The sequence below is a fragment of the Pseudomonas sp. D1-1 genome, from assembly GCF_051132225.1.
Classification (GTDB): Bacteria; Pseudomonadota; Gammaproteobacteria; order Pseudomonadales; family Pseudomonadaceae; genus Aquipseudomonas.
The window spans coordinates 2,901,713-2,921,868 of the sequence record NZ_CP071676.1 but is presented as its reverse complement, the minus strand read 5'-3'; the positions used below and the strand labels follow the sequence as shown (position 1 = coordinate 2,921,868).

Here is a 20,156-nt window from a genome sequence, read left to right as displayed (position 1 = left end):
TTTGTTTTCCATCGACTATTTCAAAGAGGTCCCCCATGTTCATTCGCAACATATCCGAGGTCGAGAAAACCCCTTACTTCGTCGAGTGGGGCGCCGGCACGAGTCATCGCTTGCTCACTGAACGTGACGCCATGGGCTTTACGCTGTGCCATACCGTCGTGCGTGCAGGTACAGAGTCGCTGTTGCAATACCGCAATCACCTGGAGGCCTGTTATTGCATTGCCGGAGAAGGTGAAGTCGAAGACATGCACGGCAATGTCTTTGCGATCCGGCCTGGCGATGTCTACGTGCTCGATCAGCATGACCGGCATTTCCTGCGCGGAGGCAAGGACCAGGACCTGATCCTGGTCAGCGTCTTCAATCCGCCACTGCGCGGTGACGAACGACACAATCTCAACGACAGTTCAGGGTCGGCCTACTGATGATTTTCTGCGCCGCCACGCCCCGTCGCTTATCCGCAGGAGGTTTCCATGCGTAAGGATTACCTCGCTTTTTTCATTTCGTTGTTTCTGTCGCGGCTGGCGGATCAGATCCTGCTGTTCATCGTACCGCTGGTAGTGTTCCAGACGACCAACAGCGCATCCTGGGCCGGGCTGGCGTTTTTCGTCGAGTCGCTGCCGCGATTCCTCGCGTTTCCGTTGTGTGGCGCCCTGTGCGACAAGTACTCGCCCATCAAAATCCTGCATATCAGCCAGGTCTACCGGGCCCTGCTGTGTGTCCTGGCGATGGCGCTGCATGGGGTCTTTGGTGGTATCGCCTGGGTCGTCGTGCTGTCAGCGGTGTGCGGGGTACTGACCACCCAAGGCATCATGGCGCGCGAAGTGCTGATGCCGCACATCTTCCAGCACTACAGCTACACCAAGACCTTGTCTTACTCGCAGATCGCCGACCAGACCGGGCTGGTGCTCGGGCCATTGGTGGCGGCCCTGATGCTGGAAGTGTGGGCCTGGCATTGGGTGGTGCTGTGGATCGCCGGGTTGTTCCTGCTGGCCGATCTGAGCATGCTGGTCTGGCAACGCCTCAGCCGTATCACGCTTGAGGTTTTCGAGCAGCATCAGGACATCTGGTTGCAGCCGCTGCGGATTGCCTTCGGGCATATCCGTAACCTGGCGGAGCTGAAGAAAATCATCACCCTGGCGGTAGGCGTCAACCTGGTCGTGGGTGTCACCTTGGCCACCTCGGCGGCGATGGTGCTTGGCGAGTACAGCGCCGGCAAGGACGACTACGCGGGCCTGCAGGCGGCTGGCGCGGTGACAACGATCGTGATCCTGTTCTTTCTTGCCCGGGTCGCCCTGCCTCTGCGCGTCTCGGGAGGCGTCGGCTATTCGATGATCGCCGCGGGAGGCTTCATCAGTGCCCTGAGCCCGAACCTGGTCGGCTACGTCGTGGGCTTCCTGTTGATCGTCGGCTTCGACAAGATGTTCAACGTCTACATGCGCACGATCCGGCAACAGGTGATTCCGCCCAAGGATTTCGGCAAGACGGTGGGCGTGATCACTTTGCTCAACAACCTTTCGCAGCCGTTGGCCGGCTTGTTGGTAGCGGTGCTGGCGGCGCCCTTGGGCACGCAACCGGTAATCCTGATCCTGGCCGTGCTGGCCACGCTCCTGGGAGCCGCGGCGTGGTGGTGGTTTGCCAAGGCCCGAAGCCCCCTCACCGCCTCGATTCTGGCGGAGCAGGAAATCGGCAAGTGAAAATGGCTGGCCAACCCGCTGCAGGTCGGCTCGCCACGTCACCTCGGTTGCTCAAGCAGCAGCAGTGTCTTGCGATCCGGCTCGCCCGAATAAAACCGGTCAAGCGCCTGTTGGAACAGGGACGATCCCGGTTGGACGCTCCTGAACAACGTCAGACAGGAACGAAACTTGAGGTCGTCGGGTGAGCCAAAGATCTGCCCGGCACTCTTCCCGTGATGCAGCAGAACTGTTTCCACACAACCCTCCAGTCGCGGGCCGAGCACGTCGTGCTGAACGTAAGCACGGGCCTCGGCAATGCCAGAGATGGCGAAGCGCGCGGCCATTTCGGAACGCCCGAGGCCCTGCACCTGGGGAAAGATGAACCACATCCAGTGGCTCGTCTTGCGGCCTGCGCGTAACTCGTCCATGACTCGATCGAACACCGGGTTCTGGGCCTCGACAAAGCGGGACAGGTGGTAGATGTCTTGCATGATCCCCTCTCTTCAACCGTAAGCACCTGGGCACTCCGGGCTTCGCCGCTAGTTGTCCGTCCTGCGCCGATTGCCCAGCGGCCCTGCGTCTTTTATCTGATCGATGTTCTCAAGGAACATTTTCAGGATAGGTGACGGATTGTCGGTCCGATAACCCACCGCCAGATCAATGGTAGGTCGTGTTCCCTTGAGCGGCCTGCTGACGATCGTCCAAGGCAGCAGCGGCTCCACGTAGGCTGGCAGGATGGCAACGCCCCGCGTGGAGCTGATCAGAGAGATCCCGGTGCCGTAGTCGTCCAGCCAGTAGGAGGCGTTGACCTGCACGTTGCAACTGGCGAAATACTGCGCGATGACATCGCGTAGTACATGGGGAATCTCCGAACAGCCGATGAACGTCTCGCTCGCCAACTCGGCAGGATCGACATCGCCCACCGAGGCCAGGCGATGGTCGTTCGGCATGATGACCAGCAATGGCTCTTTCGCGACAACCTCATAACTGACATCCGGCCGCGGCTCCACGCGCAGAAAGCCAAGGTCGACGTCGCCACGTTGGATAGCGTCGGCCAGCGAGGGCGATTGCAAGCTGATGACCTTGAATTCGATGTTGGGCAGGTCATGTCGAAGCAAGCGCGTCACGCTGGGCAGCCAGTCCACCTCCTGCCCTGTCAGAAAGCCCACCGAGAACACCTTCTTCGCCGGCCTTGCCGCTCGCCGAGCCGCCGCCACGGCTTCTTCGGCATGACTGAGCGCAAGCCTGGCCTGATCCAGGAACGCTATTCCGGCCGGCGTCAGTTCGATGCCCCTGGCCTTGCGGACAAACAGCTGCGCGCCAACCTCCAACTCCAGATCGCGCAGCTGGCGGCTAAGGGATGGTTGCGCGGTATGAAGACGTTTGGTCGCGGCAGAGGTCAGGTTGCCCTCTTCGGCAACGGCAACGAAGTAACGAAGGTGACGCAGCTCCATCGAGCGATACCTCTAAGGTATGGGTATGAGCAGACAAAGTCTTTTTAAAGTATTTGGGCTTTGCCTACAGTCTGCCCGACAGATAACAGAATCTGGTAACGCCGGGCAAGCTCATCGCTGCGCCTTGCCATGCTCGTCGGCTATGGACAAAAAAGCCGCCCGCAAAAATCGCTGGTTATTCCAACTCACACTAGAGGCCTTTCCAATGAACAAGATCGCACTCATTACCGGCGCCAACCGTGGCCTGGGCCGCAATGCCGCTATTGCCATCGCTGAAAAGGGCAACGACGTCATCCTCACCTATCGCAACGGCGAGGCCCAAGCCCGGGACGTGGTCGGCGAAATCGAACGGCTCGGGCGCAAAGCCGTTGCGTTGAAACTCGATGTGAGTGACGTCTCCAGCTTCGGCACATTCGTCGCTACGCTTTCCGGCGCCCTCCAGCAAGGCTGGGGTCGAGCCGACTTCGACTTCCTCCTCAACAACGCGGGTCACGGCGCGATGGCGGCGTTTGCCGAAACCACCGAAGAGCAGTTCGATGAGCTGTTCAATGTGCACGTCAAAGGTGTTTTTTTCCTGACGCAGGCGCTCTTGCCACTGATCATCGATGGCGGTCGCATCGTCAACTATTCATCCGGGCTGACGCGTGTTTCCTTTCCCGGTTTCTCGGCGTATGCCGCCGCTAAAGGCGCGATCGAAACCCTCACGGTCTATATGGCCAGAGAGCTGGGCGGCCGTGGGATCACGGTAAATACGGTGGCCCCTGGTGCGATTGCCACGGACTTCCTGGGCGGCGCAGTGCGCGACATGCCGGATCTGAATGCGCAATTTGCTGGCATGACTGCCCTTGGCCGGGTGGGCGTCCCGGACGACATCGGGCCAATGGTTGCGAGCCTGCTGGCGGAGGACAACCGCTGGGTTACCGGGCAGCGCATCGAAGTTTCCGGCGGGCAGACAATCTGACTTTGTAGAAAACCCAGTGTGGGAGCGAGCCTGCTCGCGATAGCGTTATCACAGCCGATGGAGAGGTTGAATGCACTGGCCTCTTCGCGAGCAGGCTCGCTCCCACGGGATTCAACGGTGGGCTTAATGGCGCAGTAGTCGGCGCAACGGCACTCCATCCTTGAGCACCGGCGATTTGATGACGATGTAACTGAAGTATTTGGAGATACCGATGTTCTTGTCCAGCAACCCTTCGACCACTTCCTGATAATGCTGGATGCTGCACGTCATGAAGCGCACCAGATAATCGTAACCGCCGCTGATCAAGTGGCACTCAAGTACTTCGTCGACCAGACGAATATTCGATTCAAACTTGGCGAAGTCTTCCCGTTTATGGTCGCTGAGGGTGATTTCGGTAAATACCGTGACCGAGTCGGTGATCTTTGCGAGGTTCAGATGCGCCCTGTACCCGGAGATATAACCGGCTGATTCGAGGCGCTTGACCCGCTGCAGACAAGGGCTGGACGAAAGTCCCACGGCATCGGCGAGGCTGACATTGGTCATCCGACCGTCCTTTTGAAGTTCAACAAGGATACTGATATCAATTCGGTCTAGTTTTATTAAACCTTCCATCGGGTACCCCTTGGTCGTCTTCAGGCTGACAGTGGTTTTAGCAAATTCAACGGCGCAAAGATAGCTGATGCTGAGCGACGAGGTCGGCCATGCTGGTGATGTAGAAGTCGGCGGAATATTCTTGATTTTCAGGCTCATGGCCACGGCGAATCAGGCACAGGCCAGCCGATTTTGGCGGTTGTGCGGGCGGTCTGGACACTTGCATGATCGTTCCAGGCTCGAGTTGGTTCTGCAGCAACCATGCCTCATCCTCCAGTGGATTGTTGGCTCGCGAATGCAGGTCCTCGGGTGGAATTCCCAAGCGCTCGCAGAGCTGGTCGCGATCCTCGGCATCACGATCGCAGTAAACCAATAACCGGTAGAATTTGCGCAAATACAACATGGCACCCGGTGCGTCCTCGAACAGCGACCAGTTGCAGGCCGAACGGGCAAAGCTCATGCCCTCTTCCCAGCTGACCTTGAGCCCCAGGCGCTCCGCCAACTGGCGATGGGCAAAACACAACAAGCCGCTGAAGCCGAGATCGGAAAAGCGTGGATAGAGCCCACGTACCGCCTCGTCGAATTCCGCCAATACCTGCTCCTTGCCCGGCATGCCCGGACGGTTTTCAAGCAAGGGTTGCAGGGCCGTCCAGACACCGGAATCCCGATCGACCAGGACTTCGTCGCAATCGATCAGCAGCGCACGATAATCAGTCAGGTGCATGTGTCGCCTCCCATGGTGCGTTTATCAATCCTTATGCCTGGCTGCCTCGGTCGACAAAATCGCCAACTTGCCGACCGAGACCTGAGACTAATCCATTACCCGCTGCAATGCGGCTTCAAGGATGGCCAGTGCTTCGTCGATCTGACTTTCTTCGGTGACCAGGGGAGCGAGGAAGCGCAGGACATTTCGGTACACCCCGCATTTGATCACCAGCAGCCCGCCAATCCTTGCCTGATCGATCAGGCGCTGGGTGAGCTCGGCATCCGGGCTGCGGGCTTGATCATCCTTGATCAATTCGATTGCCAGCATGAAGCCGGTGCCGCGCACATCACCGATGCGCGGGTGGCGGGCCTGCAAGCGCAGCAGGCCCTGACGCAGCCGCTCCCCCAGGACCAGGCCACGCTCGAGCAGATGCTCCTGCTCATAAGCCTCGATCACCGCCAATGCCGCGGCACACGCCAAGGCGTTACCGCCGTAGGTGCCGCCAAGGCCACCGGGCAGTGGCGCGTCCATGATGTGCGCGCGCCCCACCACAGCCGAGATGGGCAAACCACCGGCCAGGCTCTTGGCGACGGTGACCAGGTCCGGCTGGATGCCGGCGTGCTGAAAACCGAACCATTTGCCGGTACGACCGAAGCCGGTCTGGATTTCGTCGAGGATGAGCACGATGCCGTGCTGTTCGGTCAAGGCTCGCAGCGCCTGGAGAAATTCTGGTGGAGCGCTGAGGAAGCCTCCATCGCCCTGCACCGGCTCGATGATAATCGCCGCGACCCGATCCGGCGCGACTTGGGTCGCCAGCAATTCGTTGAGTGCCTGCAACGCCATCTCACTGCTGAAACCGCGATAGGCATTCGGGTATGGCGTATGGAAGACCTCCGGCGCCAGAGGTCCGAAGTTCTGCTTGTAGGGCTGGCTCATGCCCGTCAGCGTCGTACCCAGTAAAGTACGCCCATGGAAACCGCCCCGGAAGGCAATGACGGCGGGACGATTGGTATGCGCGCGGGCGATCTTCACCGCGTTCTCCACCGCTTCCGCGCCGGAAGTGAACAGCGCCGCCTTGCAGGCTTGCTGCCCACCCACCAAGGCACACAGGCGCTTGACCAGATCGATATACGGTTTGTAGGCCACCACTTGGAAACACGCGTGACTGACTTTCTGCAATTGAGCCTGCACCGCCGCGATCACCTTCGGGTGATTGTGACCGATGTTCAACACGCCGATGCCGCCGACGAAGTCCAGATAACGCGCCCCGTCCACGTCCCACACCTCTGCCCCCTGGGCCCGGTCGATGACCAGCGGATGCGCGGTGACCAACCCTCGTGGCACGAATTGATCGCGTTGAAGGAGCAGGCTCGGGGTTTCTTCGACTTTACTGTTCATGGCATCTCCCACAGTGAACCAGGCAACCGAGAAACGGCTGCGATGTGTTCCACAGGTTAAGCGTTCGACACAATTGTCTAAGCCGAACTTGGCCTCTGGGAAATTCGGATCGACTGTTTTCACCCCGGCAAACAGCAGAATCCTTCAGCCGACTCCAGCCCCATGGAATCTGCCGGCAGAAGCCCTGTACAAAGCAGCGTCCGGTGATTACGCAGGCTGTTTCGATACATCCTGCTTTGCCACTCGGGCATGCTGGATGTTCCCTATCTTGTACGAGAAGTGACCCATGGCCCTGTTGTATAAAGCCGACCCGGTACGCGGTGAACAATGGAAACGTCTATTCGCCGAGCACGCTCCGGACATCGAATGGCGCGCCTGGCCGGACATCGGCGACCCGAAGGACATTCGCTTCCTCGCCGCCTGGCAGGCGCCGGATGACCTCGAAACACTCTTGCCGAACCTGCAAGTGCTGTTCGCTTTGTCGGCCGGGGTCGATCAGCTTGATCTTGATCGCTTGCCCACCTCCCTGCCGGTGGTCCGTCTCCTCGATCCAGGCATCACCCGGGGCATGTGCGAGTACGCCAGCTTCGCCGTGCTCAGCCTGCACCGGGATATGCTCCGTTATCGCCAGCAACAGATTGCCCGATGCTGGCAGGCGCACTTGCTGCAACCGGCGGCCCAGCGTCGGGTCGGGGTCATGGGGCTTGGTATGCAGGCCCGGCAGATCCTGGCCACCTTGCAGACCTTTGGTTTCGCCTTGTCAGGTTGGGCACGCAGCGAGCATCACATCGCCGGGGTGAATTGCTTTGCCGGTGATGAACAGCTCCCGGCTTTCCTCGGCCAATGCGACATCGTCATTTGCGTGCTGCCATTGACCGAGCAGACCCAAGGGATTCTCAATCGCCAATTGTTCAGGCATCTGCCCAAGGGTGCTGCCCTGGTCAACATGGGTCGTGGCGGGCATCTGATAGAAGAGGATCTGCTCGAGGCCCTGGCCAGCGGTCAAATCAGTGCGGCGGTGCTCGACGTCCTGCAACAGGAGCCGGCAGCGCCGGATCACCCGTTCTGGCAGCATCCGCAAATACTGCTGACGCCGCATATCGCGGCGATGACTCAACCCGAAAGTGCCTTCGGCGTGTTGCTGGACAACATCCGTCGGCATCAGCGCGGTGAGTCGATGCTCGGCCAGGTTGACCGCCAGCGATGTTATTGAGCGGTGCTTGCTCACGCAGCTACGAAAAGCACCGGCGAAAAATCCGCTGATATTTGCTGCTGGGCCTGCTGTCGATTTGAGCAATAACTGCGGTGCGTGAAGCCGCAACTGATGCAATCTACCGAATCGATCTGCGCCTCTTGTCAGGTCTCGCGGCAGGTGAGATATCAATCCTTTCGGCGGAAAAATCCGCCCGGTCACGCTCCCTTGAATACGGAGATGTTCATGTCCAGTTCGCAACGCCCGACGTATGCCTATCGCCCCATGACCGCTGCCGATGTGGCAGCGGCCCATGCCTTGTCCGTGCAGTTGAAGTGGCCCCATCGCCTGGAGGACTGGGCCATGCTGCAGCGCGTCTCGCAGGGTTTTGTCGCCGAGGACCACGGCCGCCTGATCGGCACCGCATTCACCTGCCCGCAGGGTGATTACGCCACGATCGGCCTGGTGATCGTCAGTGACGAATACCAGGGCCAGGGCATCGGTCGCAAACTGATGGAACTGGCACTCCAAGCGTGTGGAACGCAGACCGCCATGCTCAACGCGACGCTGGCCGGGGCGCCTCTTTATGCCAGCCAGGGATTCGTTGACTTTGGTCATATCCAACAACATCAGGGGAACGTATCGCCCCCGGCCCCCAAGGACCTGCCATCCGGCGAACATTGCCGCCGCCTGACCAAGGCCGATCAAACCGACCAGATCGAACTGGCCAATGCCGGCAGCGGCCTGGACAGGCGCGCCGTGCTCGGTGACTTGTTCGACTGTGTCGAAGAGGCGGTTGGTATCGAGCGCGATGGTCAGCTGCGCGCATTCGCCATCCTGCGTCCATTCGGTCGTGGTCGTTACATCGGCCCGGTCGTTGCAGAAAATCCACAGCAGGCCGAGCACTTGATCGCAGTGCTGTTGGCGCAGGTGCCGGATGCTTTCGTGCGCATGGATGTACCGTCCGACAGCGGCCTGGGTCCGTGGCTGGAAGAAGCCGGGCTGAAGCAGGTCGACACCGTCGCCCAGATGGTCCGTGGTTCCCCGCCCCAGGCCAGGGGCGGCGTAAAGCAGTTTGCGCTGGTGACCCAGGCCATCGGCTGACACCGCTACATCCTCTACTTTCCCGGAGAAACACCCTCATGCTAGAGCCCACTGCCGTGCTGTTGGCCCACGCCAACGGCACTCCCGCGTCAACCGCATTCACCGGCGGCTCATTGGGAGCCAACGATCCGTTCGACAGGCAGATTGCCTATCTCGGGACCCAAGACATTGCTGCCGGTATCGTCCAGGCGAGCGGACAGTTCAGCGTCGATGCATATCCCTACAGTGAAACGATCGTGGTCCACGCCGGACAAGTCATTCTGCAAAGCGAGGAACACTCGCTGCAACTTGATCCGGGTGACAGCGCGGTAATTGCCCGCGGCACATCGATTCGGATCGAGGCGCAACCTGGTTCGCTCTGGGCATTCTGCGCCGATACCCAGCCTGTTGAAGCGGGCAACGTCGGAGTGACCGCTCTCCCCAAGCACACCCTCCTCGCGCCCTCGACGCCACCGAGTGAAGAATTCCTGCTGAGCCCGACACCACAATGTCGCTCGAACAATTTGTTCGTCGAGGACACGACAAACCTGCGCATCGGCGTCTGGGATTCGACGCCCTATAACCGCAGGGCAAGGCCGCACACGATGCACGAACTGATGCACCTGATCGAGGGCAGCATCATTCTCCAGCTCGGCGATGGGCCGGGGTTGGCGGTGAATACTGGCGATACGGTGTTTGTGCCCAAGGGGGCTCCTTGCGCCTGGAAGAGCAGCGTCTATGTGCGCAAGTTTTATGTTTGCAAGTGATGTCTGACGGAGCTTTTTTGGTGTGAATATCCGTTGTTTCGGTCACGGCAGCTTAGGGTTCCGCCCTTACGGCGGGTCACTTTCGAAAAGCGCGAAAGTAACCAAAGCGCTTTTGCCCCACCACTCGGCACCTCGCCTAGGCTCGGTGTGCCCGCACTCCGGCATTGCTCCGTGGGCCCGCCGCGAAGGGCCATCCATGGCCCAGCGCGGCTAACCCGGCATCCATGCCGGGTTGCCCACTCCACAATGCCTACGTTCGGCCAGCGTGGTTAATGGGGCGCCGAGATCAACGTCCGCCGCGAGGCGGCCTTCGAGCCGACCTGTTTTTTGGTGAACCGCGCTTCTCCTGTGGGAGCGAGCCTGCTCGAAGAGGCCAGCTCATTCAACATCTTCATCGGCTGACACACCGCCATCGCGAGCAAGCTCGCTCCCACATTGGGTCTTCTACAGACGCAGGTTCACGGCACACATGAAATCCCTGTGGGAGCGAGCCTGCTCGCGAAGGGGCCGGTCCATTCAAAATCTTCATTGACTGACACACCGCCTTCGCGAGCAGGCTCGCTCCCACATTGGATCAGCGGCAGACGCAGGTCTCACGGCATACCGAGGAACCCTGTGGGAGCGAGCCTGCTCGCGAAGGGGCCAGTTCATTCAATATCTTCATCGGCTGATACACCGCCTTCGCGAGCAGGCTCGCTCCCACAGTTGGATCGGAGTGGGACCTGAAGAGCCAGGTCGGCTATCAGGCCGCCTCGCGGGGGACGTTGATCTCGGCGCCCCATTAACCACGCTGGCTGAACGAAGGGGTTGCGCAGTGGGCATCCCGGCATGGATGCCGGGATAGCTGCGCTGGGCCATGGATGGCCCTTCGCGGCGGGCCCACGGAGCAAGGCCTTCGTTCAGGCATGCCGAGCCTAAGCGAGGCACCGAGTGGTGGGGCAAAAGCGTTTTGGTTACTTTTGCGCGCAAAAGTGACCCGCCGTAAAGGCGGAACCCTAAGCAGCCGTTACCGCAGCAACGGATATACATACCAGAAAAAGCGCAACGCCCAGTTCAAAGCGCCATAGCCACAGCCAGACCAACCTCCTGAGTCGACGCCTGTCCCCCAAGATCAGGCGTAATCGGGCCCTCTGCAATAACCCGCTCGATGGCCTTGAGAATCCCGTCATGGGCCGCGCGATAGCGTTCATCGCCATTACCCAGGAAATCGAGCATCAAGGCACCGGACCAGATCATCGCAATCGGGTTGGCGATGTTCCGTCCATAGATATCTGGCGCCGAGCCATGGACCGGTTCGAACAACGAGGGAAATCGTCGCTGTGGATCGAGGTTGGCCGAAGGGGCAATGCCGATGGTGCCGGCGCAGGCAGGTCCGAGGTCGGACAGGATGTCACCGAACAGATTCGACGCCACGACCACATCGAAACGGTCTGGCTGAAGCACAAAGCGCGCACAGAGGATATCGATGTGTTGCTTGTCCCAGGTGACGTCCGGGTACTGCTGCGCCATGAGCGCCGTGCGTTCGTCCCAGTACGGCATGCTGATGGAAATGCCGTTGGACTTGGTCGCCGCCGTCAGGCGTTTGCGCGGCCGGGTCTGGGCCAGGTCGAAGGCGAACTTGAGAATCCGGTCCACACCGCGTCGGGTGAATACCGACTCCTGCAGCACGAACTCGTGCTCGGTGCCTTCGAACATCTTGCCGCCGACCGAGGAGTACTCGCCCTCGGTGTTTTCGCGGATCACCACGAAGTCGATGTCCCCGGCTTCACGTCCGGCCAACGGACACGGCACGCCGGGAAACAGCCGCACCGGACGGATGTTCACGTACTGATCGAAGTCCCGGCGAAACTTCAGCAGCGAACCCCACAGGGAAATGTGATCCGGCACCTTGTCCGGCCAGCCCACGGCGCCAAAGTAGATCGCATCGAAGCCCTTGAGCTGTTCGAACCAGTCGGCGGGCATCATCTGCCCGTGTTCCAGGTAATAATCGCAGTGGGCCCAGTCGAGCACTTCGATGCTCAGATCCAATTGCCATTTCTTCGCCGCCTGCTCCAATACCCGCAGCCCCTCCGGCAAGACTTCCTTACCAATACCGTCGCCAGCAATCGCGGCGATTCTGAATGGTTTGCTCATCAACCGTGCCTCCTCTTCAAATCGCTGACCGCATCACAGCCCGCCGACGTGGAAGGCTTTGACTTCAAGAAATTCATCCAGGCCATACTTGCTGCCTTCACGCCCAAGGCCCGATTGCTTGATGCCGCCGAAGGGCGCGACGTCCATGGAAATGAGCCCGGTATTGAGGCCAACCATGCCGAACTCCAGGGCCTCGCCGAACCGCCATGAGCGGCGCAGATCTTGGGTGAAAAAATATGCCGCCAAGCCATAGGGCGTAGCGTTGGCCAAGGCGAGCGCCTCTTCTTCCGTGCTGAAGCGCATCAGCGGAGCAACCGGACCGAAGGTTTCTTCGTTGGCCAGCAGCATCCCGGCATGCGTCTGCCCGAGCACCGTCGGCTGGACGAACCGGCTGTCGCCCGTGGGGATTTCGCCACAAAGCAGGCGAGCGCCCTGGCTCAACGCCTCGTCGATGTGTCGAGCGACCTTGCTGACCGCCGCCGCGTTGATCAGCGGACCGATGTTCACCTCGGCCTCGAGGCCGTCGCCAACCTTGAGCTTGCCCACCTCCTCCACCAGGCGCTGGGCGAAGCGCTCGTAGATCCCATCCTGCACCAGAATGCGGTTGGCGCAGACGCAGGTCTGCCCGGCGTTGCGGAATTTGCTGAGCATGATGCCGGTCACGGCTTGCTCCAGGTCCGCGTCGTCAAACACGATGAACGGAGCGTTACCGCCCAGCTCCAGGCTCAAGCGCTTGATGTGTTCCGAGCTCTGACGCATCAGCAGGCGTCCGACAGCGGTAGAGCCGGTGAAGGAAAGCTTGCGCACCGTCGGGTTGCCGGTCAGCTCTTCACCAATGCCGGCGGGCATGCCGGTCACGACGTTGAACACCCCGGCCGGAATCCCGACCCGCTCGGCCAGCACCGCCAGGGCCAGGGCCGACAGCGGGGTCAGGTCCGACGGCTTGACCACGATCGTGCAGCCCGCGGCCAGGGCCGGTGCGCACTTGCGGGTGATCATCGCATTGGGGAAATTCCACGGGGTGATCGCGGCGCAAACACCGACCGGTTGCTTGAGGGTCATCAAGCGCCGATCACCGCTGGGGGCCGGGATGGTTTCGCCGTAGATCCGTCGAGCTTCTTCGGCAAACCATTTGACGAAGCTGGCACCGTAGCGGATCTCGCCCTTGGCTTCTGCCAGCGGCTTGCCCTGCTCAAGGGTGAGGATCAGCGCCAGGTCGTCGAGGTTGTCGATCATCGCCTGGTACCAGCGATCGAGCAGCGCCGCCCGTTCCGCCGCCGGACGTGCACGCCAGGCCGGCCAGGCACGGTCGGCGGCTTCGATGGCGCGCCGGGTTTCACTGCCGTGTATCGCCGGTACCCGGGCAAGCACCTCGCCGGTGGCCGGGTTGATCACGTCCAGGGTGGCGGCGTTGTCGGCGCCGACCCACTGGCCGTCGATGTAAGCGAGTTCTACCAGCAGGCTGGGGTCTTTCAGGCGATTCTTGAGCATGACGTCGGGTCCTGTTCTGAGACAGCCTTCAGTCTATTGAGTCGCCCTGGACAAGGATGCTGAAAACGCCGGTCCTACAGTCTTGAATGCTGAAAATCGGCCTTCGACGGCAGGCTTTACCGTTGCACGATCAAATGCGCATCGAGCCCAGCAACCCTTGCAGAAAGCACTCGCCCGCCTCCATCTGGCTGATCTCGATGAACTCGTCAGGTTTGTGCGCCTGTTCGATCGAACCCGGGCCGCAGACCACCACCGGTACATCCAGGCGTTGCTTGAACAAACCGCCCTCGGTGCCGAACGAGACTTTCGCGGTGCCAGTGTCCGGGGCGGCAAAGTTTTTCAGGAACCGTACTGCTTCGACGCTCGGATGGGTGTCGAGGCCCGGGTAGACGTTCAGGGTCTCGATTTCAATCGCCGCCACGCTGGAGAGCTTTTGCGCCTCGCGTACGATCAGTTCGGCCCGTTCGCGCATCTGCTCGAGGAAGCCGTCCAGGTCGTCCGCCGGCAAGTTACGCACTTCGAAATCAAGGGTGCACAGGTTGGGTACGATGTTCAGCGCCTTGCCGCCGACAATCTGACCGACATGCACGGTGCTGTAGGGCACATCGTAATCGGTATCCCGGGCACCCTGCTCTTGCAACTGCTGTTGGCTCAGGCGCAGCGCGGCGATGAAATCGCAGGCCACATGAATCGCATTGACCGAGCGTGGCGCCAATGATGAGTGCGCCTCCAGCCCACGACAGTACGTACGGTAGGAACCCTTGCCCTTGTGCCCGAGAACGAACTGCATATGGGTCGGCTCGCCGATGACGCACAGAAACGGCCGGACCGGTGCCAGGTGCAGCACATCAAGCAAACGCCGTACCCCCACGCAGCCGATCTCCTCGTCATGGGACAGCGCCAGCTGCAGCGGCCTGCTCAATGGCTGCTCGGCGGCATCGAGCATGGCGTCGACTGCCAGGGCGATAAAGCCCTTCATATCGCAACTGCCACGGCCATAGATCCGTCCGTCCCGCACCGTCGCCGCAAACGCCGGGAAGGTCCAGGCCTGCCCCGCCGCCGGCACCACGTCGGTATGACCCGACAGCAGGATCCCCGGCACATCCCTTGGACCGGTACTGGCAAACAGGTTGGCTTTGTTGCCGCTGTCGTCCCGCACGATCAAGGACTCGATGCCCTTGGTCATGAGCAGATCGCGCACGTATTCGATCAAGGCCATATTCGATTCCGAAGAGACGGTATCGAAGGCCATCAGCCGTTTGAGAATCTCCAATACACGGGGTTTCATGCGTACGCCGCCACGGTCGGAGTGTTCGGTTGCTGGGTTTTCATCAGTTCGGCGCTGTCGTGGTGGCAAAGGATTTCGCTGCCACCGACTAACATCCGTCGGTCCGGCGCGACGCGGTTGCACAGCCCGTCGACCCGCACCGGGCAGCGACTGAGGAAAGTGCACAGCCCTGGCACAGCGGCTTTCGGCCCAATCGGCGGCAGCGTCTGGCAGGTCGTTGCCCCGCAGCTTTCCAGCCAGCCCTGGCGCAGTTCCGGTACGGAATGGATCAACAGATCGGTATACGGATGGAACGGAGCCTCGGCATAGGATTGACGCGTACCGGCCTGGACCTTGTGCCCGCTATACATCACCACGATGTCGTCACACAAGGCGCGCACGGTGGAGATGTCGTGGCTGATGAACAGATAGGACACTCCCAGCTCCTGGCGCAAATCGCGCAGCAATTCGAGAATTGCCGCACCGACCACGGTATCCAGCGCCGAGGTCACCTCGTCACAGAGAATCAGGTCTGGCTTGGCCGCCAAGGCCCGGGCCAGGTTGATCCGTTGCTTCTGTCCGCCAGACAGTTCGTTCGGACGCCGGTCCGCCATCGTCCGGGGCAAACGCACCAGGTCCAGCAGCTCGCCGATACGCTCGCGCAACGCGGCGCCTTTGAGGCCGAAATACATCTTAAGCGGGCGGCTCAGGATCGTGCTGACGCTGTGCATCGGATTGAGTGCGGTGTCGGCATTCTGGAAGACCATCTGTATGCGTCGGAACTGCTCCTGGGTACGCGACGGCAGGCTGCCGCCCAGGGGTTGACCATCGAAGGACAACCCGCCAAGGGCTGGCTGCAACAACCCGGCCACCACCCGTGCAAGGGTCGATTTGCCCGAGCCCGACTCACCGATGACGCCAATGGCCTGGCCTCGGCGAACCGTCAGGTCGATGTCTTCCAGCACGCGAATCGCTGGCATGCCCTGGGCATTCTTGTTGCCGTAGCCGGCGGTCAGCCCCTGGATGGTCAGCAAAGGGGTGTGTTGCGCGATGTCGCCGGGCGGACGGATCGTCGTGTCCGGCCGCGCCGCCGCCAACAGGCTGCGGGTGTATTCGTGGGCCGGGCCCTTGAGCAAAGGTGCCGTGGCGCTATGTTCGAAGATCTCGCCGCCATTGAGTACCACGATCTGATCAGCCATCTGCGCCACGACCGCCAGGTCGTGAGACACATAGACGGCCGTGGCCCCACGCTCGCGGACTACCCGTTTGAAGGCCCGCAGTACATCGATCTGGGTCGTCACATCAAGGGCCGTGGTCGGCTCGTCGAGCACCACCAGCAATGGATCGCTGATCAGCGCCATGGCCGCCATTACCCGTTGCAGCTGCCCGCCGGACACCTGATGAGGATAGCGCTGGCCGATGCGCTCCGGGTCTGGCAGGGCCAGGTCACGGAACAGCTCGATGGCCTTCGCCTCAAGCACCGCTCGGCTACCCAGGCCATGAATCAGCGCGCCTTCCACTACCTGGTCGATGAGTTTTTTCGCCGGGTTGAACGCCGCTGCGGCGCTCTGGGCGATATAGGACACGCGGTTGCCGCGCAACTTCTGCAATTGGCTCTCGCTCAACGCCAGCATGTCGTCCTCGCCGATTTGCACCACGCCGCCCGCCAGCCGACAACCGCGTCGGGCATAACCGAGCAATGCCAGGGCGATGGTGGTCTTGCCGGAACCGGACTCACCGATCAACGCCAATACTTCGCCTTTTTGCAGGGAGAAGCTGACCCCCTTGACGATGTCCACCTCCTCGCGCTCGCCGCAGGCGACCACGCGCAGGTCCTGTACCCGAATCAATTCGCTCATTTCAATGACCTCCCGTACGTCGGCTACGTCGCGACGACAACCGGTCGATGAACAGATTCACGCCGATGGTCAGGGTGCCGATGGCCAGGGCAGGAATCACGATGGCCGGCGCCCCCTGATTGAGGCCGCCGATGTTCTCGCGCACCAGCGAGCCAAGGTCGGCATCCGGCGGTTGCACGCCCAGCCCGAGGAAACTCATGCCACTGAGCAGCAGCACGATGAAACCAAAACGCAGGCCCAGGTCCGCCAGCACCGGATTGAGGATATTCGGCAGGATTTCCACGCAGGCGATATACAGTCGGCGCTCGCCCCGGGTACGGGCCACTTGCACGTACTCCAGCGCTTCGATATTCACCGCCATGCTGCGGGCGATGCGGAAGGCACCGGGGGTGTAGCTCAACACCGCCGTGCAGATCAGCAAGGTGACCGAGGAGCCGAAGGCCGAGACCATGATCAGCGCCAGCATCTTGCTCGGGATCGAAATGAACGCGTCCATCAGGCGGCTGATCAGCTCATCCAGCCACTTTGGCGACACCACCGACAACAGCGCCAGACTGGTTCCCAGGGTGCTCGACAGCACCGCGGCCACCAACGCCAGGCCGACGGTGAAACGCGCGCCGACAAGAACCCGGCTGAGCATGTCGCGGCCCAGGTAATCGGTGCCGAACGGGTACGTCGCGCTGAGGCTGTCGAAGACGTTGTCGGAGACCACTTCGCCCACCGGATGCGGCGCCAGCCACGGGCCGAAAATCGCCACCAGCAACCAGATCACACACATCGCGGCGCCGGCCAGGCCAAGCCAGGACTTTGCGTGGGCGTCTTTGCCCAACCCCAGCGCAGCGGCCGCCGTCGGCGATTTCACAATGAGGTTGTTCATTGGTTTCTCAGCCTCGGATTGGAAAGAATCGCGCACAGGTCGGCGATCAACACCAACGCCAGATACGCCGTACAGAACAACATGGTGCAGGCTTGAACCAGGGCCATGTCGCGGTTGGTCACGGCATCGACCATCAAGCTGGCAATGCCGGGATAGTTGAAGATCGTTTCGACGATCACCACCCCGCCCAACAGGTAGGACAAGCTCAGGGCGATGGCATTGGCAATGGGGCCGATGGCATTGGGCAAGGCATGCCGGAGCACGATACGGATATTGCTCACGCCCTTGAGCCGGGCCATTTCCACGTAAGGGCTGTCGAGCTGATCGATCACGGCTGCGCGGGTCATGCGTGACATTTGCGCGACAATCACGCAGCACAGCGTCATCACCGGCAATGCGTAGGTGCGCATGAATTGCCAGGGGGACGTGATGTCACTGGCATAGGACAGCGCCGATAACCAACCCAGGTTCACGGCGAATATCAGCACCGCCAAGGTGGCGACCAGAAACTCCGGCACGGCCACCATGGTCAAGGTGAAAAAACTCAGGAAGCTGTCGAGGCGCCCGCCTCGGCCCATGGCCGAGCCGATCCCCAGGGTCAACGCCACGGGCACCGACACCAGGGCCGTGGCAGCGGCGAGCATCAAGGTGTTGGGAACCCGGCCGGCCATCAGCTCGATTACCGGCGTGGCGTTGGACATCGACATCCCCAGGTCACCGCTGAGCAGGCTCGTCAGCCAATGCAGATAACGCAACACACCGGGCTGGTCCAGGCCCATTTTCGCCCGCAGGGCCGCCACCTGTTCCGGCGTGGCGAACTGTCCCAGCGCCTGTTGCGCCGCGTCCCCCGGCAGTACCGCCGTGATGGCGAACACCACCATCGAGACAATCAACAAGGTCACGACCGCCGCCCCCAGACGGCGGCCGATCAACCACAGTGTGTTGCTATTCATCATCCGACCCTCGTGCAATGTGGCCCAAACCGACCTTCATCAGGCATCCAGCCAGATCTGCTCGGCAAACATGTAGCCCATGAAACCGCCCAGGGGATTGGCGCCGTAGCCCTTTACGCGCTGGTCGGCACCGTCGATGTTGCTGATGAACACCGGTACGCCGATACCTCCGTGCTCATGCACCAGCACCTGCATGTCGGCGTACATCTTGCCGCGCTTGGCCTCGTCGGTTTCACCGCGGGCCTGTATCAACAATTGGTCGAACTGCTCGTTTTTCCAGCCTGATTCGTTCCAGGGCGCGCTCGACTGGAAGAACTGCGAGAACAGCATGTCGGCATTCGGTCGCGGATTGATGTTGCCAAAGCTCAGCGGGTGCTTGGCCCAGTGGTTGGACCAGTAGCCATCGCTCGGCAGGCGGTTGACGTTGAGCTTGAGCCCGGCTTCCTTGGCGGACTGCTGCAGCAGCACCGCGATGTCCACCGAACCGGTCGCCGCGGGCGAGCACATCAGCGGCATGCTGATGCTTTCCATGCCGGCCTTCTTCAACAACGACCTGGCCTGTTCAGGATCGTAAGCCCGTTGCGGCAAATCGGCGTTGAAGAAGCGTGCTCCGGGCGCGATCGGATGGTCGTTGCCGACCCGCGCATAGCCACGGAAGATCGCCGACTTGATCTGTTCCCGGTCCAGCAATAGCTTCATCGCCTGGGTGAACTCCGGGCTTTTGCCGGGCATCTGGTCCTGACGGATGATTAGGTCAGTGTAGTTGCCCGACGGTGAGTCGATGACCCGATGCCGGGCGCTGGCCTTGATGCGGGTCGTCGAACGCGGGTTGACCTCGTTGACGATGTGCACGTCCCCTGACAGCAGGGCGTTGATCCGTGACGATTCGTCGGCAATGCCGATGAATTCGATCTCGTCCAGGTACGGCAAGCCGGGCTTCCAGTAATTGCTGTTGCGCACGCCAACCGAACGCACCCCGGGCTTGAACTCCTTGACCTTGAACGGGCCGGTACCGATGCCCTGGGTGAAATCGCTGGTGCCCTCGGGCACGATCAACATGTGCGAGACGGCAAGGACCGAGGGCAGTTCAGCGTTGGGGCCGCTCAACTGAATCTGCACTTCATGGGTGCCGACGGCTTTGACGTCGGCGAACTGCGACGCCAGCGGCAAGACCTTGGAGCCGGTGATCGGGTCCTTGTGACGCAACAGCGAGAACACCACGTCGGCGGCGGTCAATGCCTTGCCGTTGTGGAAGGTCACTTCCTTGCGCAGGCTGATCACCCAGAGCGTGGCGTCCGTGGTCTCGATACGCTCGGCCAGTTCCAGTTGCGGCACCATGTGGCTGTCAAAACGCGTCAGCCCGTTGTAGAACATGTAATGGCGTACGTAGTCGGTGGACGACGAACCTTTGGCCGGGTCCAGGGTGTCGGCGGTGGAACTGGTCGAGCCGGCGACGCGGATGCGCCCGCCCGGCTTGCCTTTGCCTGGGCTGGCGGCCTCCTCATCGGCGAACAGCTTGCCGGCGGTGCCGAACAGGCTACCGGCGCCCGCCACGGCCACCCCGGCCAACCCGAGCATCTGCAATGCATTGCGGCGGGACATGCCGCGATTGAGCCCTTCGAAAACGCGCAGACTTTCCGTACCTGTTATCAGCTGGGTATCGATACTGTTTTTTTTGTCAGTCATGTCGGTTCTACCTTTCGCAAATGATAAGGCTCGATTGCTCGCGCTATACGCAATGTGATGAAACC

18 protein-coding genes are annotated in these 20,156 nt (G+C 61.1%); 6 read left to right on the top strand and 12 right to left on the bottom strand.

Annotated features, from left to right (window positions below; genetic code table 11):
- Positions 1–35 precede the first annotated feature (35 nt).
- Both J3P86_RS13160 and J3P86_RS13155 read left to right on the top strand, forming a co-directional pair.
- The gene (locus J3P86_RS13160) at positions 36–422 is read left to right on the top strand and encodes an ectoine synthase (RefSeq protein WP_305501143.1); all 387 of its coding nucleotides are present in this window, start codon (positions 36–38) and stop codon (positions 420–422) included.
- A gap of 48 nt (positions 423–470) precedes the next feature.
- Entirely contained in the window at positions 471–1,694 is a 1,224-nt protein-coding gene (locus J3P86_RS13155; RefSeq protein ID WP_434623717.1) for an MFS transporter, read from the top strand.
- A 38-nt stretch (positions 1,695–1,732) separates the two neighbouring features.
- Here J3P86_RS13155 and J3P86_RS13150 read toward each other — a convergent pair whose 3' ends face one another.
- Positions 1,733–2,164 (bottom strand): DUF1810 domain-containing protein, encoded by a 432-nt coding sequence (locus tag J3P86_RS13150; RefSeq protein ID WP_434700559.1) that lies wholly within the window; start codon positions 2,162–2,164, stop codon positions 1,733–1,735.
- Between the two features lie 48 nt (positions 2,165–2,212).
- The gene (locus J3P86_RS13145) at positions 2,213–3,127 is read right to left on the bottom strand and encodes a LysR family transcriptional regulator (RefSeq protein WP_434700558.1); all 915 of its coding nucleotides are present in this window, start codon (positions 3,125–3,127) and stop codon (positions 2,213–2,215) included.
- 205 nt (positions 3,128–3,332) lie between these two features.
- Between J3P86_RS13145 and J3P86_RS13140 the strand changes: the two genes are divergently transcribed.
- Positions 3,333–4,088, top strand: coding sequence for an SDR family NAD(P)-dependent oxidoreductase (locus tag J3P86_RS13140; protein WP_434700641.1), 756 nt, complete (start codon positions 3,333–3,335; stop codon positions 4,086–4,088).
- A 123-nt stretch (positions 4,089–4,211) separates the two neighbouring features.
- On the opposite strand, the gene J3P86_RS13135 is transcribed toward J3P86_RS13140, so the two are convergent.
- The 3 genes from J3P86_RS13135 to gabT form a co-directional block, all read right to left on the bottom strand.
- Positions 4,212–4,700 (bottom strand): Lrp/AsnC family transcriptional regulator, encoded by a 489-nt coding sequence (locus J3P86_RS13135; RefSeq protein ID WP_434623723.1) that lies wholly within the window; start codon positions 4,698–4,700, stop codon positions 4,212–4,214.
- 46 nt (positions 4,701–4,746) lie between these two features.
- Positions 4,747–5,403 carry an HAD family hydrolase gene (locus J3P86_RS13130; RefSeq protein WP_434700556.1) on the bottom strand — a complete coding sequence of 219 codons (657 nt, stop codon included), beginning with the start codon at positions 5,401–5,403 and terminating at the stop codon, positions 4,747–4,749.
- An 87-nt stretch (positions 5,404–5,490) separates the two neighbouring features.
- On the bottom strand, positions 5,491–6,783 hold the full coding sequence (gabT, locus tag J3P86_RS13125) for a 4-aminobutyrate--2-oxoglutarate transaminase (RefSeq protein WP_434623727.1): 1,293 nt from the start codon (positions 6,781–6,783) through the stop codon (positions 5,491–5,493).
- Positions 6,784–7,069: 286 nt separating this feature from the next.
- Between gabT and J3P86_RS13120 the strand changes: the two genes are divergently transcribed.
- The 3 genes from J3P86_RS13120 (at position 7,070) to J3P86_RS13110 (ending at position 9,825) form a co-directional block, all read left to right on the top strand.
- Entirely contained in the window at positions 7,070–7,996 is a 927-nt protein-coding gene (locus J3P86_RS13120; protein ID WP_434700554.1) for a 2-hydroxyacid dehydrogenase, read from the top strand.
- Between the two features lie 225 nt (positions 7,997–8,221).
- Positions 8,222–9,079 carry a GNAT family N-acetyltransferase gene (locus tag J3P86_RS13115; protein WP_434700552.1) on the top strand — a complete coding sequence of 286 codons (858 nt, stop codon included), beginning with the start codon at positions 8,222–8,224 and terminating at the stop codon, positions 9,077–9,079.
- A 38-nt stretch (positions 9,080–9,117) separates the two neighbouring features.
- Positions 9,118–9,825 (top strand): cupin domain-containing protein, encoded by a 708-nt coding sequence (locus J3P86_RS13110; protein WP_434700550.1) that lies wholly within the window; start codon positions 9,118–9,120, stop codon positions 9,823–9,825.
- A gap of 1,053 nt (positions 9,826–10,878) precedes the next feature.
- Here J3P86_RS13110 and J3P86_RS13105 read toward each other — a convergent pair.
- The 7 genes from J3P86_RS13105 to J3P86_RS13075 form a co-directional block, all read right to left on the bottom strand.
- Positions 10,879–11,958, bottom strand: coding sequence for a tartrate dehydrogenase (locus J3P86_RS13105; protein WP_434700548.1), 1,080 nt, complete (start codon positions 11,956–11,958; stop codon positions 10,879–10,881).
- A 33-nt stretch (positions 11,959–11,991) separates the two neighbouring features.
- Complete coding sequence (locus J3P86_RS13100) at positions 11,992–13,449, bottom strand: NAD-dependent succinate-semialdehyde dehydrogenase (RefSeq protein ID WP_434700547.1); 1,458 nt, start codon at positions 13,447–13,449, stop codon at positions 11,992–11,994.
- Between the two features lie 130 nt (positions 13,450–13,579).
- Positions 13,580–14,737 carry an acetylornithine deacetylase gene (gene argE, locus J3P86_RS13095; protein WP_434700545.1) on the bottom strand — a complete coding sequence of 386 codons (1,158 nt, stop codon included), beginning with the start codon at positions 14,735–14,737 and terminating at the stop codon, positions 13,580–13,582.
- Complete coding sequence (locus J3P86_RS13090) at positions 14,734–16,575, bottom strand: ABC transporter ATP-binding protein (protein ID WP_434700543.1); 1,842 nt, start codon at positions 16,573–16,575, stop codon at positions 14,734–14,736. The genes argE and J3P86_RS13090 overlap by 4 nt, the downstream gene beginning before the upstream one ends.
- A 1-nt stretch (position 16,576) precedes the next feature.
- Positions 16,577–17,452, bottom strand: coding sequence for an ABC transporter permease (locus J3P86_RS13085; RefSeq protein ID WP_434568485.1), 876 nt, complete (start codon positions 17,450–17,452; stop codon positions 16,577–16,579).
- Complete coding sequence (locus J3P86_RS13080; RefSeq protein ID WP_434623746.1) at positions 17,449–18,405, bottom strand: ABC transporter permease; 957 nt, start codon at positions 18,403–18,405, stop codon at positions 17,449–17,451. The genes J3P86_RS13085 and J3P86_RS13080 overlap by 4 nt, the downstream gene beginning before the upstream one ends.
- A gap of 39 nt (positions 18,406–18,444) precedes the next feature.
- Entirely contained in the window at positions 18,445–20,091 is a 1,647-nt protein-coding gene (locus J3P86_RS13075) for an ABC transporter substrate-binding protein (protein ID WP_434623747.1), read from the bottom strand.
- Positions 20,092–20,156 lie beyond the last annotated feature (65 nt).

Excerpts from the sequence above, each read along its gene's own strand:
- J3P86_RS13160 (WP_305501143.1), top strand. The coding sequence starts at position 36 with ATGTTCATTCGCAACATATCCGAGGTCGAGAAAACCCCTTACTTCGTC.
- J3P86_RS13155 (WP_434623717.1), top strand. The coding sequence starts at position 471 with ATGCGTAAGGATTACCTCGCTTTTTTCATTTCGTTGTTTCTGTCGCGG.
- J3P86_RS13150 (WP_434700559.1), bottom strand. The coding sequence starts at position 2,164 with ATGCAAGACATCTACCACCTGTCCCGCTTTGTCGAGGCCCAGAACCCG.
- J3P86_RS13145 (WP_434700558.1), bottom strand. The coding sequence starts at position 3,127 with ATGGAGCTGCGTCACCTTCGTTACTTCGTTGCCGTTGCCGAAGAGGGC.
- J3P86_RS13140 (WP_434700641.1), top strand. The coding sequence starts at position 3,333 with ATGAACAAGATCGCACTCATTACCGGCGCCAACCGTGGCCTGGGCCGC.
- J3P86_RS13135 (WP_434623723.1), bottom strand. The coding sequence starts at position 4,700 with ATGGAAGGTTTAATAAAACTAGACCGAATTGATATCAGTATCCTTGTT.
- J3P86_RS13130 (WP_434700556.1), bottom strand. The coding sequence starts at position 5,403 with ATGCACCTGACTGATTATCGTGCGCTGCTGATCGATTGCGACGAAGTC.
- gabT (WP_434623727.1), bottom strand. The coding sequence starts at position 6,783 with ATGAACAGTAAAGTCGAAGAAACCCCGAGCCTGCTCCTTCAACGCGAT.
- J3P86_RS13120 (WP_434700554.1), top strand. The coding sequence starts at position 7,070 with ATGGCCCTGTTGTATAAAGCCGACCCGGTACGCGGTGAACAATGGAAA.
- J3P86_RS13115 (WP_434700552.1), top strand. The coding sequence starts at position 8,222 with ATGTCCAGTTCGCAACGCCCGACGTATGCCTATCGCCCCATGACCGCT.
- J3P86_RS13110 (WP_434700550.1), top strand. The coding sequence starts at position 9,118 with ATGCTAGAGCCCACTGCCGTGCTGTTGGCCCACGCCAACGGCACTCCC.
- J3P86_RS13105 (WP_434700548.1), bottom strand. The coding sequence starts at position 11,958 with ATGAGCAAACCATTCAGAATCGCCGCGATTGCTGGCGACGGTATTGGT.
- J3P86_RS13100 (WP_434700547.1), bottom strand. The coding sequence starts at position 13,449 with ATGCTCAAGAATCGCCTGAAAGACCCCAGCCTGCTGGTAGAACTCGCT.
- argE (WP_434700545.1), bottom strand. The coding sequence starts at position 14,737 with ATGAAACCCCGTGTATTGGAGATTCTCAAACGGCTGATGGCCTTCGAT.
- J3P86_RS13090 (WP_434700543.1), bottom strand. The coding sequence starts at position 16,575 with ATGAGCGAATTGATTCGGGTACAGGACCTGCGCGTGGTCGCCTGCGGC.
- J3P86_RS13085 (WP_434568485.1), bottom strand. The coding sequence starts at position 17,452 with ATGAACAACCTCATTGTGAAATCGCCGACGGCGGCCGCTGCGCTGGGG.
- J3P86_RS13080 (WP_434623746.1), bottom strand. The coding sequence starts at position 18,405 with ATGAATAGCAACACACTGTGGTTGATCGGCCGCCGTCTGGGGGCGGCG.
- J3P86_RS13075 (WP_434623747.1), bottom strand. The coding sequence starts at position 20,091 with ATGACTGACAAAAAAAACAGTATCGATACCCAGCTGATAACAGGTACG.